The organism is Paenibacillus lentus, assembly GCF_003931855.1.
Lineage (GTDB): Bacteria > Bacillota > Bacilli > Paenibacillales > Paenibacillaceae > Fontibacillus > Fontibacillus lentus.
In genome coordinates, this window is record NZ_CP034248.1 from 1,144,970 (window position 1) to 1,160,640 (window position 15,671).

Here is a 15,671-nt window from a genome sequence, read left to right on the forward strand (position 1 = left end):
CTTGTAATATACATCAGCTAAGTGGTATAAGTTAAATTAATATATCGAATATAGGGTATAAGGTGTGGTTATATGATAAGCAAATTGGACTTATACAAAATTTTCAGCAAGGTCGCTACGAGCGAAAGCTTTTCTCAAGCGGCCAAAGAGCTGTATATGACCCAGCCAGCGGTGAGTCAGGCGATCATGCAGCTAGAAAAAGATTTAAATACGCGGCTTTTTAATCGGACACCCAAAGGTGCATCTTTGACCAATGAAGGGAGCCTGCTCTTTGAATACGTGAATTCTGCAATGAACCTGCTGCGAACAGGTGAGGAGAAGATTTTAGAATTCCAAAATCTAACGGCTGGCGAATTGAAAATTGGCGTAGGGGATACGATTTCCCGGTATTTCTTGCTTCCTTATTTGGAGGCTTTTCATAACAAATATCCTAATATTAAATTTACTATTGTAAATGGGACGACTTTAGAACTGTGCTCGATTTTAAAATCCGGTGAAGTAGACATTTCTATTTGCAATCTGCCCATTGATGATTCCTCGCTAGAGGTGAGACCCTGCTTTGAAATCCAGGATACGTTTGTTTATGGAGAGAGGTTTGCAGAGATTCTGGTCCAGCCGATCAGTCTTCAGGAATTAGTCAAATTCCCGTTGATATTTCTGGAGACGAAATCAAATTCCCGAAAATATGTAGAAGACTATATGATTTCGAAGGGAATTAAAATTGCGCCAGAGTTTGAATTGGGATCTCATGACTTATTATTGCAGTTCGCTAAAATTAACTTAGGCATCGCGTGCGTGACAAAGGAGTTTTCTCAAGAATATTTATCGAAGGGATTGCTATATGAGGTTCAACTGTTAGAGGGAATTCCACGGCGAAGTATCGGCGTATGCAATATAAAAAGTGTGTCCCTCTCGCCGGCGGCAACAAAATTTGTGGAGCTTCTGGAACATAAGCAAAAGTGAGCAGGCTATCAATTCTCGATGGAATAGATAGCCTGTGCTATATTTTGATTCGCAACTCTAATCTCGGCGTACAAATTTTGCGGTATCTTTAACTTTTAGTACTTTAACTTGGCTGGTAATCAAAGTCTTGTCGCTGACGATCCAAGTATGGTCTTTCGAGTTCTTTCGGCGATGGGCAACAAAGTTATACGGATTGCCGGAGTATATTTTGAAGCCTTTGGAACGACAGTCAGCACAAAATTTGACGCTCTCCCCCCGGTTGCGGTTGGGGAAGCTGACCTTGCTGAACACGTGGCGTTTGACGACCAGGGTTGCGCCTTGAACAAGAGAAACGTATTTATTGGCCATATTATAATAACGGTGAAGGAGCACTTTTTTGCCGTTAAGGTACATGTAGTGAGATCGTTTCCCAACAATATCGGCGTTTGTTTTGCGTAAAATCTGCATGCTGTCTTTCAGATAGCTGGGAGCGTAGTAATCGTCATCATCAAATTTAGCAATGTGATCGTATTTAGCCACCTTAACTCCATAGTTAAGGCAACGGCCTAGCGAGTAATGGGGCAAACTGTAAATTCTTATGTTCTTATATGGCTTTGCTGCGTGGATATATTCGTTCATTTTCAGGCTGCTATGATTCAGTATAATAATAAGTTCTTTATTCTGATAATTTTGTCTACTGTAGTTACGCAAGAGTATGTCCATGCAGTATCCCCGTTTGGTGCAGGTAATGATGGAAACAGCGTTTTGTGGATTGGAGATGTTCGCCTTTGTCATTATAGTGCACCCTTTGGCGTGCGCTGCACGAACTTCTTGAAATTTTGAACCTCGGGGATTCGTGTATGGTGAGCAAGTAGCTTTTTATCGCTGATGATCCACGTATGGCTGGATGTGTTCCTTCGACGTATGGCGACAAAGTTATATTTTCCTGCAGAGTAGACCTTGTACCCCTGCTTCTTGCTTCTGAGGCAAAAAAGATCGTCTTCTCCTACGTTCTGATGGGGAAACTGTACTTTGTTCAGTACGTTCCGTTTCATGAACAACGTGGCGCCGGGAAGCTTGGTGACCGACTTGTACTCGTCCTTATGGAAACGGAGAATCAGAGTCTTGGATCCGTGAAGATACATATAATGGGCTCGCTTTCCAACAATATCGGCGTTCGCTTTTTGCAATGCTTGCAGGCTATCTTTTAAATAGTAGGGTGCATAATAGTCGTCATCATCAAATTTCGCGACATAGCCATACTTTGTTTTGGTGACGGCATAGTTGAGGCAAGCACCGAGCGAGGCGCTGCCGGCAACGCGGTATACCTGTATATTACGGTTTTTTGCAGCTAAATGCTGATAAGGCTCTAGTGGTATTTTATCGTTGTTTACAATAATAATGAGTTCCTTCTTCGGATGGCGCTGCCGGGTATAATTATTAAACAGGTTCTTTATAAAGCTCTGTCGATTTGTGCAGGTTATAATAGAAACCCCCTGCTGCTTCTGCATCATAGACTTTCCCGATTTGGACCCCATTACATCGCCCTCCTATCCGTAGTGAATAATAGTAGCTCACTCTACAATATATGTAATCGGACAATAAGGGTAACGGCAATCCACCAATGCGTCAGAGACAGGTCGTCGGCAATACGATAAACTTAAGTCCGTACATCACTCCCCCTATGAATACAGGGGACTCTTTTCGAGCAACGGCTCTTGACCGTTGGACGAAAGAGTCCTTTTTATGGTTTGAATATGAAGATTATAGAGCTACATGAAATCAAAGAAATAACGGATCATATGAAATATGACCGGCGAAGTATAGGCGAGACTATCGACTCGGCTAAGATAGCTTTCCTTGAGCGCATCGTGCTTATTGTCATCGCCGATTAACAAGTCCCGCTTCAGCACGGAGACCGTTAAGCTGCCGAAGAAGCCGCTTAAGCTGATCAGCATGCCGGAGAACACCCCGAACATAGAATCAAGTGGCGTCAGGTAAGGGTGGATCAAATACGCCGTTCCGGTCGTAATCAGAAATGCGAAGGCGAACCCTTCCCAGGTGAGATGGGGGTTGGCTGTAGGAACGACCTTGCGTTTACCGAAATAGATCGATGCCAGGTGGTGCGCAACGTCATTGAGCTGCGTCAGCACGACCAGGAACAGCACTAGCCCGGCTCCGTACTCTGGCGTGGCAAATTGGAAATAAGCAAGATGGCTAAGCCCGAATACCATCAGCATGAGTCCCCACTGGGTGGAGCTGACGCTGCGCAGGAAGCCGACGGTTCCTTTGTTGATCAGCCGCGGCAGCGGCAGGAATAAGAAAACATAGATCGGGATAAAGATAATGAACATCCCGTACCACTCGATGTAGATCCAGTAAAACTGCACCGGAATGGACAAGTAAGCCCACAGATATAACCTGCGGTCGGCTTTTCTGGAACGGATCATAGAGAAATACTCCTTCAGTGCGAAGAAGGTAAGTACCATGAGGGACAGCAGGGATACGACCGGGTTGAACAGGGTGGCCAAACTAAAGATGGCAAACATACCCCACCAGGTCTTAATTTTGGTACCAATGGTTGTGTAATCCTTGCTTGGCTGTATTTGGCTTAACACATAATAAATGACATGAATGGCCGATAGCGCTATAAAAATAAGAGTTAACGTGATTAGAGAGCTACTATTCATGGCTTATACCACCAACCTATTCTAAGGTAGGATCTCCCATAGGGGCGATCATATGTTATTATGAAGGAACAATTCAATTTTGATAAGGGGAATATCGTAAATGGCAGCTGATCGATCGGTTTTTATTTTGCTTACCAATACCGGGACGCTTTTTACGAAGATCATAAAAGGGTATACGAGAGCGCCATATAACCATGCTTCGATTTCCTTCAACCGAGAGCTTTCGGAGATGTACAGCTTCGGGAGGAAGAATCCCAACAATCCGCTGAATGGCGGATTCGTGAAGGAGGATATTAAGACAGGGACTTTCAGCAAATATCCAAATACAACCTGTGTCATCTATGAGCTTAAGGTATCTGAACGTGAAATCGAGAAAATGAAACGGGTACTCCATATTTTTATCCGCAGCCACAATAAATATCTATATAACATACTGGGCGTGGTGGGGATCGCATTGAAAGAACCGGTGGAATTTAGCAATTCCTACTTTTGCTCGCAATTCGTTGCGGAAATTCTGGACAGGTCTGGCATTAAGCTGTGGAACAAGCTGCCGGCTCTTGTGACGCCGGATGATTTTCGGCAGAGCGACCGGCTTCATTTAATCTATGAAGGAAAGTTAAGTGAGTATGAGCCAGAACAGCTATGAGGAACAATGATTATTGTCCTTACGATTGAGATACTCTTGACAGCTTTAAGGCTCCCTTTTGGGGGCCTTATTATTTTAGGTAAGATACAGAGTGTAATACTCACTGCCAAGCCTGTTTCTGCAAGGAAGCCGGAGAAGAGTCGATCCCCCGACAATATAATGTGCTGTTTATACGTGCATGGTTTGTCGAATCAAGGTAAACTGTAAATCTAGGTGTTTAAATAAAGAAGAGTGGATTCGTAAAAAACTGCATAGATGGATCACTGGAAGGAGTCAAGAAATGTCTCAGGAGAGGACACAAGCAAACGAACAAGAGCAGGGGGCACTTCAAAAGAAGCTAATGCCTCGACATATCACTTTTATGGCTATGGGCGGGGTTATTGGTACAGGAATATTTAAAGGAAGCTATGAAACGATCAGCATTGCCGGGCCGGGAATCGTAATTTCATACGTGTTGGCGGGCTTGCTGCTGCTTATTGTCATGGCCGCCCTTGCGGAGATGGCCATGGTGTATCCGAATCGCAATATGAAGGATTTTATTCGGGAGGCGTTCGGCGAACGTCTGTCTTTTATTATCGGATGGCTGTATTGCTTTATGTGGCTGACCGTGTGCGTAATCGAGGTGCTTGCGGCGGGCAGCTTCTTGCAATACTGGCTCCCGGATGCGCCGCTATGGCTGTTGACCTTGGGCTGTGCGGTAATCGTACTGGGGATAAATATGCTGAGCGTTAGCGGCTTTGGAGAAGCGGAGTTTTGGCTGGCGGGCATCAAAATTGGCATGATTATTATTTTTATCGTGCTGGGCGTCTTGATCCTGTCTGGCGTATGGGCTGTAGAGGGGACGAGCGGGCTGCATAATTTGGTGGATTACGGCGGCTTCCTGCCGAACGGCTGGATGGCAATCATTGCTGCATTGTTGGTGGTGATGTTCTCTTACGGCGGGTCGGAGCTGATCGGTCTTACCTTGACGGAAACGAAGGATGTAGACAAGGTATTGCCGAAGGTCGTGAAGAGCTTTATTTTGCGGGTCATTCTATTCTATACGCTGCCGATTCTGATCATTTGCAGCTTGATTCCTTGGAATCAATTGAATAGCGAGAGCAGTCCCTTTGTTCAGGTGCTTGCCAGCACGGGGCTTGCGGGATCGGCGCATGTAATGAATTTTATTCTGGTGACTGCGGTATTGTCTGCGGCGAACTCCGGGATTTACGGTGCTACGCGCATGCTGTATTCGATGGCTGCGAGCGGAGAAGCATCGGCCTACCTTGGCCGCACAACGAAACGGGGAGTACCCATGAACAGTCTCAAGCTGTGTGCGGTGGTATTAATCGGGGGCGCCGTACTAGCCTACCTTTTTCAAGATGGGTTATTCCGCTTTTTGATGGCGGTGCCGGGGTTTGTCGTGCTGCTGGTCTGGATTTGTATCTGTCTGTCTCAGCTCAAGCTGCGACGCAGCTACCCGGTACAGCCGAGCTTTCGGGTGTGGGGCTTCCCTTATATTACGATTTTGGCGACAGTGAGTCTGACGGTGATTGCTATACTGTTCCTTTTTGATCGTCAAAATGTGCTGAGTATCGGGGCCTGTCTGGTGTTCTTGCTATTCCTGTATCTTTGGTCGTTGGTCAAATTTAAGAACACCCGGCGGTAGTTGTAGAAATATGAATCTTTATTAGGTCGATTCTTTTCGCGAGGGAGAATAGAAGGCAAATTGATGACCGTTCTTCGGGTAAACTGGAGAACGGTCTTTTTTGCGGTAAAAAACGATTGACCAATATTTAAAAAGGAAATATCATGTGGGCTAAATCGAAATAAGGAGGAGGACATGAACGCATGAACATGGAACAGCAGGGCAGTATAGCCGTTAACCAGCTTGGTTATCGTAATAAAGATGCGAAAATTGCCAGGATTGCAGGAGAGGGGAACCGCCGCTTCCGGCTTGTGAATCATGTAAGCGGTGAGGAGGTTTGGCAGGGTCAGACGCTGTCTGCGTTCGAAGATGCAGCTAGTGGTATTATGGTGAGTTGGGGCGACTTTTCCGCTTGGGAACAGCCGGGTACATATCGGATTGAGGACGAAGACGGGCAGAGCTCTTATCCGTTTATGATCTCAGATGTCGTGTATGAGGAAGCTCATCAGGCGTTATTGAAAGCGTTCTATTACTTTCGCTGTGGAGTGGAGCTGGAAGAGGAATACGCTGGCCCATGGAAGCATGCGCCATGTCACCTCACACCTGCTCTCGTCTATGGAGAGGAGCCGCGGAGAATCGACGCTAAGGGAGGGTGGCATGATGCCGGGGATTACGGGAAATATGTAGCACCTGGTGCCAAGGCGGTAGCCGATTTGCTGTTGGCCTATGAGTGTTATCCGACAGCTTTTGCCGAGCCCTTGCCATTGCCGGAAAGCGATGGAGTTATGCCGGATGTGCTACACGAATGCCGCTATGAGCTGGAATGGATGCTTCGCATGCAGGATAGCGAGACAGGTGGCGTATTCCACAAACTGACGACATTGCAGTTCCCTGGCCCCGACGTAATGCCAGAGGAGGATCATGCCGAGCTGTACATTACGCCTGTTTCGGCGACTGCAACGGGATGCTTTGCCGGCGTTATGGCTATGGCCGCGCGGGTCTACGCTGCTTATGATGCATCCTTCGCTGCAGCATGTCTACAGGCAGCGGAACGGGCCTGGGCATGGCTGGAGCTTCATCCTGATTACCCGGGATTCCGCAACCCGCCGGAAATATCCACCGGGGAGTATGGTGATGAGCAGGATATGGATGAGCGCTATTGGGCAGCCGCCGAATTGTACCGCACTACTGGAGAGAGCCGCTATCACCAGGCGTTCCAGCAATTCGCCAGACAAGAAGCCTTTGATAAATACGAGCTGGGTTGGGCCGATATGGGCGGATACGGGACGATCTCTTACTTGATGTCCGAGCAGGAGCAGGACCCTGAGCTGGCTGTACGTTTACAAGCTGGCTTGCAGCAGCGTGCCGCTGAGCTTGCAGCGGTTAGTAGCCGAGACGGATTTGGCATATCGTTGAAGCCGGAGCAATATATTTGGGGCAGCAACATGCTGGTGATGAATCATGCGATGCTGCTGCTAATCGCTGACCGGCTGTCGGGCTCCCCAGCATTTGAGCGCCATGCGCTCGAGCACATTCATTATTTATTGGGTGCTAATGTGATGGGCATAAGTTATGTCACCGGGCTTGGCACTCGTTCGATTCTGTATCCGCATCATCGCCCCTCGGAAGGTGACGGAGTGGAAGCGCCAGTTCCCGGCTTGGTCTCGGGAGGCCCGAACTATGGCAAGCAAGATGATTATGCCCGCGAGCATCTGGCAGGAAGGGCTCCTGCCGCCTCTTTTGCCGATGTCATGGAGAGCTATGCTACCAATGAAGTTACAATTTATTGGAATTCACCCGCCGTATTCGTGCTATCACATTTTATATAAATTAAGACCACCCTTGAGGGTGGTCTATAATGATTGTTCTGTTTAGGCATTAACCAATGAGAGGTTCATCGATTATCGCAAGTTCACGATATCTAAATTTTGCTCTTTTAGAAACTCAATGATTTGCGGCAGCGCATCTAGTGTGGCTTGGGACTCGTGGAGCAGGATAATTGATCCATTAACGTTTGTCTTTGCAACAGAGTTGTAGATTTTCTGAGCATCTCTGCTCTCCCAATCCTTAGTATCTACATCCCACAGTACCATCTTGTGGTTAAGTTCGCGGATTACATCAATGACGGAATCATCCTTGGCGCCATAAGGGGGCCGGAAGAGAACAACCGGTTCCCCAATGAGCTTCTCAATAAGCTCGTTGGGATGCATAATTTCATACTTCTGCTTGACATCAGATAGCTTGGTGAGTTCAAGATGATTCATACCATGGCTGCCGATTGCGTACCCGTTGGATTTCACGTATTGAACGGATTCCGGGTACTTATTTAAGTTTTTTCCTACAAAAAAGAATGTGCCCCCCGCCTGGTGTTCTTTCAAAATGTCGGCGATCTTCTCGGTATATTTAGAGGGCCCGTCGTCGAATGTTAGAGCTACCTTGCCCTTGGGAAGACTATAGGTAATTAAATCATCTAATTCGGTAAACGGTAATTCAGGCAGAATAGGATCAACAGACTCCATAGCATCAATGGTCCCCATATCCTCGAGATTTTCCAGATGCTCAGCTTTTTCGTCAAACTCCTTAGGCTTGTATAGAGGGACACTTGGCTCATTATTCAAGACGGTATTGAATTGTGCATTGACGGTTACTGCTCTATGCCCGGCTACATACCCACCGATATTTCGGTTCATCTCGCTTTCGATGATCGTCACGCCCGTATTTTCGCTGCTGGCTGCTTTATAAATGAAAGTAGGCATTGAGGAGCCGAACAGGATCATGAAAACGAGGCTCAGCACGCCGATTGCTGACCAGGTTAATTTGTCATTGAGCTTATTGACCTTTACTGAATGCCTTACTAGGGACACACGGGGTGTCAAAGACTTAGGCAAGGGGGATTGAACTTGAATTTGGCTAAGTGGTTCATTGTTTTTCAGGGATTTTAATCCGCTTACATAGGTCTCGGAACAGGAGAAATAGATTCTCTCACTTTGATCGCGGTAGGTTTTGGTTAGGTAGCTTACGTACTGATTCTGTGCAGAGTTCCACGAGCTGTTGAAGGATAATCTGTACTTATAGATTCCTTCAGGATCAATGATGGCCTGCAGGTTCTTTGCCGTCCAGTCATCTACATTCCATAGCAGCTCAGTTTCTTGATCTGAGATCAGTTTGATCCGCAAATACGATTGATTTGAATCTCTATGAACAGAATGAAGCTCTAATAGCTTCACTTGATAGACTTGCACAGACATAGTTATCTCCTTTCTCTAGTAGTGACTAGAGAGCAGGTAGTGATTATTCGGAATTAGTAGCTTTTGAGGAGAAGGAGAAAGACATCCGTTCGGTAAAATCGTTGATCGTTTGCATTAACTCCGCTTTTTCCGCTAGAACTTTTGCGCATTGAGCCTCAAGCTTCTGATTTTCTGCTTCTAGTTCTCTAATTTTTTCTTCTAGTTCTCTAATATTTAGCATGTTTTGATATTGGATATCCGCTGACTCTTCCTTGAGCAGATTATATTTATTGATTTCTTTCTCCAGTTGACTGGATACCTTTTCAAAGTCATGATTTGCTGTGCTCTGATATTCTTTATAATCCTCGAGAAGCTGGTCATAACCCATCTGTTTGTTGGTGAGACTCGTTTCCAGGGCACGAATTTCCTTATTTTTATCCTGAATGGACTGTTCCTTTTTCACTAGGTCATACTTTAAGCGACTGATCGTTTCATTCGCCGTCACTAGCTGCTGTTCGTAGTCATTATTTTTGTATAATATCAATTGTCGTTCATTGAGCATGTTCTCAAGAGAAATCACTAAATCCATAGATACTTTATCTAGGTTCTCTTTAGATAATATGTACTTCTTGCTAGAGCTTTCCGATGGACTGGGTACTTCCTTATTACTAGCGGTACTTCCAACTAGTTCTAGAGGTTCTTCTTCCCCTTCTTTGGCAGCTTGAACAGGTTCATTTTGATTTGATAGAACGCCTTTTAACCAACCTATTGACTTATTTTTAGTATCCCTAGCCATAGTTTCGTCTCCTAAAATAAAATAGTCTTTAACATTCCTAAATGTGAAAATATGAAAAACAATACTAAAGTAGCAGTTAAGTGTAAAAATAAGTGGTCCTTTAAAAAACAACACTACCTAATGACATTGTATAATTATGTGGAATAATGTCAATATAATGCCAATGCGATAGTTCTTATATCCTATACAACAATTGAATGGGTTGGAATTTAGGGGATAAAAATCCAACCCATTCAACCTCTAATTGGTAAATGGGTTAATGCCAAAAACACCTCTATGTCAATCGTCAGTCATCAAATTTGCCAATAGGAGAAGACTATGCCACTATATAAGGCAGAAAGGAGTTCCTATATGCCTTATATAGTGAATCCGTAAATGATAATGAATGGAGGACGTGGGAAATATGTCATTGCCTAATTGCCCGAAATGTAGTTCAGAATATACATATGAAGATAGAGATTTGTTGGTATGCCCGGAATGCGGCCATGAATGGTCAGCAAGCGGAGGTGCCGAGGAAGAGGAGGGCAGAGTCGTGAAGGATGCCAATGGTAATATCCTGAAAGATGGCGATTCTGTTACTGTCATCAAAGATTTGAAGGTGAAAGGAAGCTCATCGGTGATCAAAATCGGCACGAAGGTGAAGAACATCCGGCTCGTTGAAGGAGATCATGATATCGATTGCAAAATTGATGGGTTCGGAGCAATGAAGCTGAAGTCGGAGTTTGTGAAGAAAATTTAATTTCAGAAGGCAGTTCCTACACGAAATCAGGTGCGGGGCTGTCTTTTTTTTCAGAAAAAAACAGATAATTCATGGATCAAGAACATTGCGTGAACTTCCCCTTATCCGTTAAGTCTTAGTAAACAAAACGACGATAAATAAAGTAGACAGCATTGTGATTACATAAGAGGGGGAAGTCCAGTGAAGAGGCAGCTAAATCCATTTTCAATCATTGTTTCTAAATTAAGGTATAACATGAAATTCATTGTAGTTAGTTTATTGTTTTTGATTCCCATAGTTATTTTGCTATATGGATTTATATCAGAGAATATGGCTAAATTGAAGGAAAACAGGAATGACCATTATGGGATTGAGCGGGTTAATGAAGTAATGCCGCTCATGCTGCAGGTGCAGCAGCACCGAGGGCTAATGAACGGTTATCTGAATGGGAACACATCAGTTGGAGCGGACATCCAATCCCGTCAGGCTGATATTGCGGATACTATAGCTAGGCTGAATCAACTTCTGGAAGCTTCAACAACTCCAGATAGCGTAGGAAAATGGCAGGAAATCCTTGAAGATTGGGAGGCGCTGCGAACAACCGCTGAAACGTTGGAGCCCGGGGTTAACTTTCAACAGCATACTGAGCTTATTGAGAAGATCAGACAGCTGATGATGAGCATCTCCGATGAGACGGGGTTATCCTTGTCTAATGATATTAGTACTTATTATATGATGAATATGCTGGTCAATGAGCTTCCCCAGCTGATAGAGAATTCTGCGGTGATTCGCGGCCTGGGGAACGGCGCGCTCTCTTCAGGGCAGTTGGACGATGAGACTAGAATCCAACTGCTGTTGGCCGAGGCGCAGACATATTCTGCGGTGGTAAGCTTGGAGAAATCGTTAGCTAATGTGATCCGCGAGACCGATCTGCTTAATGAGCAATTGGTCGTCAAGGCGGAGGCTGCCGTGAAATCCATTAAAAGTTACCTTAGCGTTTTGGAACTGGATATTTTGAATGCGAAATCTTTTATATTGAAGCCAGAGGAGTTTTTTGATTTTGGCACAGCGACAATAGAGATCGCCGATGAACTGTACGGCTTATCGTACAGTGAGATGAATCGTCTGTTGGATCAGCAAAGAAGCAGGCTTCAGACCTACAATGCTGTGGTGATGACCACTACGGCGGCTATTCTAGTATTGGTTATTCTGTTCTATGGTGCATTCTATCGCAATGTGATTGATACGGTAGGAGCGTTGAAAATAAGAGCCGAGGAAATGGCGTCAGGGGACTTCTCCAAGGATATTCAGGTCAATACAAAGGACGAGCTGAGCGATGTAAGCCAGGCGATGATTTTGATGCAGCAGGATATGAATCGGATCTTTGGACACAATCAGGAGATTTCTGAACGTACGGCAGCTTCGTCGGAAGAATTGATGGCAATATCCCAGGAGTCTACCCAAGCTATGCAGCAAATTGCGGCATCTGTGCAGGATGTATCGGAAGGCACGGAATTGCAGCGGCGAACGATCGGCGAAGTTTCCACGGCGATGGGCGAGATGGCGATTGGGGTATCCCGTATTGCAGAGGCTGCCTCTGAAGTGTCGGATGTTGCGATAAGAACAAATGAGAGTGCCTTGCACGGTGAAGAGCAGCTTACCGAGACGGTTGAGCAGATGAAGAGTATTAAGCAAACTCAAGAGCAATCAGCTGAGGTCATTACCAAGTTGGATGAGCATTCCGCCCAGATCGGTAAAATCATTCAAGCGGTTGTGGATATCGCTCAGCAGACCAAGCTGCTATCTCTAAATGCGAATATTGAAGCTGCCCGAGCCGGGGAAGCTGGACGGGGCTTTAGCGTCGTCGCCCAGGAGATCGGCAAGCTGGCGGAAGAAACGACGCAATCTGGGCAGGCTATATCCGGTCTCCTCAATGACATCCGGGTACTAGTCGAAGAGGCAGTTGCATCTATGCTGGAAATGCAGCAAGAGACGGATCAAGGCATAATAACAATCGATAAATCTAAGCTGATGATCGACCACATCCTGGAGAATATTAGAATCGTGAGTGAACAAATTCAGGAGGTGTCTGCCTCGGCCGAAGAGCTATCCGCAGAAATGGAGGAGGTAACCGCATCTATTGCGGAAGTAGCTCTCATTTCTGAGAAAACATCTGGCGAAGCCGAAACGATGGCGGCGGCAGCTGAGGAGCAGCTAGCATCCATGGAGGAAATTGAGGCGTCATCAGCAGAGCTACGCGACATGTCACAGCAGCTTCAAGAGGACTTAAGTAAATTTAAACTAAAAGCTTGACCTACGTTAATTTTAAAGAGGACAAGATAACTCCTTCAATGGAAGGAATCTTGTTCTTTTTTGTATGGCTAAGGAAAGGATTGACCGGCAAGGAAATGCATTGTCGTTAACTCCTTACTTTTAATTTATAGTAGAATATTAACGTTCATAGAAAAATGATAATTAATTATATTGCATATGAAGATTGGTGGCTAGCTTAAATGAGCTTGGAGGAGAATGAGTGATGTCGAAGAGCGATCATTGGCAATGGAAAAAGAAAACGGATGGGCATAATACAGATACAGCGGCTTTATCATTGATGCGTTCTAGGCAAAGGTCAAGTCTGCAAGCCGACTGTGAGAACTGCTTCGGGCTATGCTGCGCTGCGCTTCCTTATGCGGCTTCGGTTGATTTTGCGATCGATAAGAATGCTGGACAGCCCTGCCCGAATCTACAGCCTGATTTTCGCTGCGGCATTCACCAGAGTCTGAGGCAGCGGGGCTTTCGGGGCTGCACGGTATATGACTGCTTCGGTGCAGGCCAACAGGTCTCCCAGGTGACTTTTCGGGGCCGGGATTGGCGGCGGCATCCGGATACAGCCCAGACGATGTTCGAAGTGTTCCTGGTGATGTGGCAGCTTCATGAGCTCTTATGGTACCTGTCCGAGGTGCTGACTATTCGGCTTGCACGCTCTATTCATGAGGATATTCGGGCAGCGCTTGGAGAGACGGAACAACTGACCCATCTCGATGCCGAAGCTCTGTTGAAATTGGATGTAGCTGCATATCGAGCTGAAGTGAACAAGCTGCTCCTGCGAGCTAGTGAGCTTGTGAGGTCAACAGTAATACAATCGTCGAAGGGCACGGCTGCACGGCGGAAGGGATTTGTCCGAGGTGCCGATCTGATCGGGGCTAAGCTTAAAGACGCTGACCTTCGGGCTGCGAATTTACGAGGAGCGTACCTGATTGCCGCCGACCTGCGGGGCGCAGATTTGAGAGGAGCGGATCTCATCGGCGCGGACTTGCGGGATGCCGATCTTCGAGGCGCCGATCTTACGGATAGTATTTTCCTCACCCAGGCTCAGATCAATTCTGCGAAGGGCAATGCCTACACTAAGCTGCCGTCGGCTATCGGCAGGCCAGCGCATTGGTTGTTGCCTTCCGGGTAGAGGTTATTTTTCCCTAAGAGTCCATCTATCATCACTCATTTTTGTTCAGGGATAGTCATACCGCTAGAAATAGGATACAATGATAGAAATATCAACTTACCGTTTGAATGATTCTTACCTTTTGAAAGTTAAAAGGGAAGCCAAAAATAAAGTGAAATGGATGGATGAAGCAGGAGGGATTGATTATGGAAATAGGCATAAGTACTTTTGTAGAGACGTCGCCGGACGTACATACCGGCGAGGTAATGAGTCATGCTCAGCGACTGCGCGAGGTGGTAGAAGAAATTGTACTGGCTGATAAAGTCGGGCTGGACGTCTATGGTGTGGGCGAGCATCACCGAAAGGACTATGCAGCATCATCTCCGGCCGTCGTGTTGGCTGCGGCCGCGGCTCAGACGAAGCGGATTCGTCTAACGAGCGCGGTGACCGTACTTTCTTCTGATGACCCGGTTCGGGTGTTTCAGGATTTCGCCACGCTCGACGGAATTTCGAACGGGCGGGCGGAAATTATGGCAGGGCGGGGTTCTTTTATCGAGTCTTTCCCGCTCTTCGGTTACGATTTGCAGGACTACGACGAGTTGTTCGAGGAGAAGCTGGATTTGCTGCTCAAAATATGCGAGTCTGAGAAGGTCACCTGGAGCGGAAATCATCGTCCGGCAATTCATAACCTGGGCGTCTATCCCCGTCCGGTTCAGAATCCGTTGCCCGTATGGATCGGCAGCGGAGGTAACCAGGAATCGGTGATTCGTGCCGGGCTGCTTGGACTGCCGCTCGTGCTGGCGATTATCGGCGGACGCCCCATTCAGTTCGCCCCGCTCGTGCAGCTGTATAAGCGGGCAGCGATCCAGGCCGGACATGACGTATCCAAGCTACCGATTGCTTCTCACTCCCATGGCTTTGTCGGGGAGGATACGGAGACAGCGGCTGATAAGTTCTTTCCCTCTACACAGGCGAGCATGAATGTGATTGGCCGTGAGCGGGGGTGGGGCCATTACGACCGTTCCAGCTTCGATGCCGCACGGAGTCCAGAGGGGGCGCTGTTCGTTGGCGATCCTGAGACGGTGGCTCAGAAGATTATTAACTTGCGCAAGCATGTAGGGATTACCCGTTTCTTTCTGCACGTACCACTTGGTACGATGCCGCATGAGGATGTAATGAGAGCTATCGAGCTGCTGGGCACCGAGGTGGCGCCGCGGGTGCGCGAGGAGGTTGCTCGCTGGGAAGCGGAGAACGAGGGGAACATTTAATTAAGCTAGAGTGCGAACATGTCCATTGACAAAACCCTAGTAAAACAGTTATAGTTGAAAAAACTTGATGTTCTTCCTAAAGGGGAGTAGCTGATACAACAAAGTCGTCAATTCGAAGATCAAATGTCTTCCGGCTTTGTTGGCAACGAATTCGTTGTTAGCAAGACCTTTACCTATGTTTGATATGGGTAAAGGTCTTTTTTAATTGACCTTTGCCGGTTGCAAGGGTTAATTTTCTTGAGACGGGCCAAGCTAAAGGGGGATTTGTGATCGGTTGAAATTTCTTTGGATGATTTTTGAGGTAAGAGGCCAACAATA

13 protein-coding genes are annotated in these 15,671 nt (G+C 46.5%); 8 read left to right on the top strand and 5 right to left on the bottom strand.

Going from position 1 to position 15,671, the window contains the following annotated elements:
- The first annotated feature begins 72 nt into the window (after positions 1–72).
- Positions 73–963: a LysR family transcriptional regulator gene (locus EIM92_RS05260; protein ID WP_125081782.1), complete on the top strand. Its 891-nt coding sequence runs from the start codon at positions 73–75 to the stop codon at positions 961–963.
- A gap of 57 nt (positions 964–1,020) precedes the next feature.
- Here the strand turns inward: EIM92_RS05260 and EIM92_RS05265 are convergent, their stop codons facing one another.
- The 3 genes from EIM92_RS05265 to EIM92_RS05275 all read right to left on the bottom strand — a co-directional run bounded on the left by EIM92_RS05265 (position 1,021) and on the right by EIM92_RS05275 (position 3,632).
- A complete protein-coding gene (locus EIM92_RS05265; protein WP_125081783.1) occupies positions 1,021–1,737 on the bottom strand; it encodes a glycosyltransferase family 2 protein in 717 nt (238 codons plus the stop codon).
- Entirely contained in the window at positions 1,737–2,480 is a 744-nt protein-coding gene (locus EIM92_RS05270; protein WP_125081784.1) for a glycosyltransferase family 2 protein, read from the bottom strand. The genes EIM92_RS05265 and EIM92_RS05270 overlap by 1 nt, the downstream gene beginning before the upstream one ends.
- A 234-nt stretch (positions 2,481–2,714) precedes the next feature.
- On the bottom strand, positions 2,715–3,632 hold the full coding sequence (locus EIM92_RS05275; RefSeq protein ID WP_125081785.1) for a phosphatidate cytidylyltransferase: 918 nt from the start codon (positions 3,630–3,632) through the stop codon (positions 2,715–2,717).
- 100 nt (positions 3,633–3,732) lie between these two features.
- Between EIM92_RS05275 and EIM92_RS05280 the strand changes: the two genes are divergently transcribed.
- The 3 genes from EIM92_RS05280 (at position 3,733) to EIM92_RS05290 (ending at position 7,734) form a co-directional block, all read left to right on the top strand.
- On the top strand, positions 3,733–4,278 hold the full coding sequence (locus EIM92_RS05280) for a C40 family peptidase (RefSeq protein ID WP_125081786.1): 546 nt from the start codon (positions 3,733–3,735) through the stop codon (positions 4,276–4,278).
- A gap of 280 nt (positions 4,279–4,558) precedes the next feature.
- Positions 4,559–5,926 carry an amino acid permease gene (locus EIM92_RS05285; RefSeq protein WP_125081787.1) on the top strand — a complete coding sequence of 456 codons (1,368 nt, stop codon included), beginning with the start codon at positions 4,559–4,561 and terminating at the stop codon, positions 5,924–5,926.
- A 182-nt stretch (positions 5,927–6,108) separates the two neighbouring features.
- Positions 6,109–7,734 carry a glycoside hydrolase family 9 protein gene (locus EIM92_RS05290; protein ID WP_125081788.1) on the top strand — a complete coding sequence of 542 codons (1,626 nt, stop codon included), beginning with the start codon at positions 6,109–6,111 and terminating at the stop codon, positions 7,732–7,734.
- Between the two features lie 72 nt (positions 7,735–7,806).
- Here the strand turns inward: EIM92_RS05290 and EIM92_RS05295 are convergent, their stop codons facing one another.
- Positions 7,807–9,153, bottom strand: coding sequence for a polysaccharide deacetylase family protein (locus tag EIM92_RS05295; protein ID WP_125081789.1), 1,347 nt, complete (start codon positions 9,151–9,153; stop codon positions 7,807–7,809).
- 43 nt (positions 9,154–9,196) lie between these two features.
- Entirely contained in the window at positions 9,197–9,928 is a 732-nt protein-coding gene (locus EIM92_RS05300) for a hypothetical protein (RefSeq protein ID WP_125081790.1), read from the bottom strand.
- Positions 9,929–10,331: 403 nt separating this feature from the next.
- On the opposite strand from EIM92_RS05300, the gene EIM92_RS05305 reads away from it, so the two are divergent.
- The 4 genes from EIM92_RS05305 (at position 10,332) to EIM92_RS05320 (ending at position 15,353) form a co-directional block, all read left to right on the top strand.
- The gene (locus tag EIM92_RS05305) at positions 10,332–10,667 is read left to right on the top strand and encodes a zinc ribbon domain-containing protein YjdM (protein ID WP_125081791.1); all 336 of its coding nucleotides are present in this window, start codon (positions 10,332–10,334) and stop codon (positions 10,665–10,667) included.
- A gap of 180 nt (positions 10,668–10,847) precedes the next feature.
- Positions 10,848–12,959: a methyl-accepting chemotaxis protein gene (locus EIM92_RS05310; RefSeq protein WP_164515037.1), complete on the top strand. Its 2,112-nt coding sequence runs from the start codon at positions 10,848–10,850 to the stop codon at positions 12,957–12,959.
- A gap of 298 nt (positions 12,960–13,257) precedes the next feature.
- Positions 13,258–14,106, top strand: coding sequence for a pentapeptide repeat-containing protein (locus EIM92_RS05315; RefSeq protein ID WP_125085011.1), 849 nt, complete (start codon positions 13,258–13,260; stop codon positions 14,104–14,106).
- A gap of 185 nt (positions 14,107–14,291) precedes the next feature.
- The gene (locus EIM92_RS05320) at positions 14,292–15,353 is read left to right on the top strand and encodes an LLM class flavin-dependent oxidoreductase (protein WP_125081793.1); all 1,062 of its coding nucleotides are present in this window, start codon (positions 14,292–14,294) and stop codon (positions 15,351–15,353) included.
- The last annotated feature ends 318 nt before the right edge of the window (positions 15,354–15,671 follow it).

What these genes read in the sequence shown, in the direction of transcription:
- EIM92_RS05260 (WP_125081782.1), top strand. Translation starts at nt 73, where the DNA reads ATGATAAGCAAATTGGACTTATACAAAATTTTCAGCAAGGTCGCTACG.
- EIM92_RS05265 (WP_125081783.1), bottom strand. Translation starts at nt 1,737, where the DNA reads ATGACAAAGGCGAACATCTCCAATCCACAAAACGCTGTTTCCATCATT.
- EIM92_RS05270 (WP_125081784.1), bottom strand. Translation starts at nt 2,480, where the DNA reads ATGGGGTCCAAATCGGGAAAGTCTATGATGCAGAAGCAGCAGGGGGTT.
- EIM92_RS05275 (WP_125081785.1), bottom strand. Translation starts at nt 3,632, where the DNA reads ATGAATAGTAGCTCTCTAATCACGTTAACTCTTATTTTTATAGCGCTA.
- EIM92_RS05280 (WP_125081786.1), top strand. Translation starts at nt 3,733, where the DNA reads ATGGCAGCTGATCGATCGGTTTTTATTTTGCTTACCAATACCGGGACG.
- EIM92_RS05285 (WP_125081787.1), top strand. Translation starts at nt 4,559, where the DNA reads ATGTCTCAGGAGAGGACACAAGCAAACGAACAAGAGCAGGGGGCACTT.
- EIM92_RS05290 (WP_125081788.1), top strand. Translation starts at nt 6,109, where the DNA reads ATGAACATGGAACAGCAGGGCAGTATAGCCGTTAACCAGCTTGGTTAT.
- EIM92_RS05295 (WP_125081789.1), bottom strand. Translation starts at nt 9,153, where the DNA reads ATGTCTGTGCAAGTCTATCAAGTGAAGCTATTAGAGCTTCATTCTGTT.
- EIM92_RS05300 (WP_125081790.1), bottom strand. Translation starts at nt 9,928, where the DNA reads ATGGCTAGGGATACTAAAAATAAGTCAATAGGTTGGTTAAAAGGCGTT.
- EIM92_RS05305 (WP_125081791.1), top strand. Translation starts at nt 10,332, where the DNA reads ATGTCATTGCCTAATTGCCCGAAATGTAGTTCAGAATATACATATGAA.
- EIM92_RS05315 (WP_125085011.1), top strand. Translation starts at nt 13,258, where the DNA reads ATGCGTTCTAGGCAAAGGTCAAGTCTGCAAGCCGACTGTGAGAACTGC.
- EIM92_RS05320 (WP_125081793.1), top strand. Translation starts at nt 14,292, where the DNA reads ATGGAAATAGGCATAAGTACTTTTGTAGAGACGTCGCCGGACGTACAT.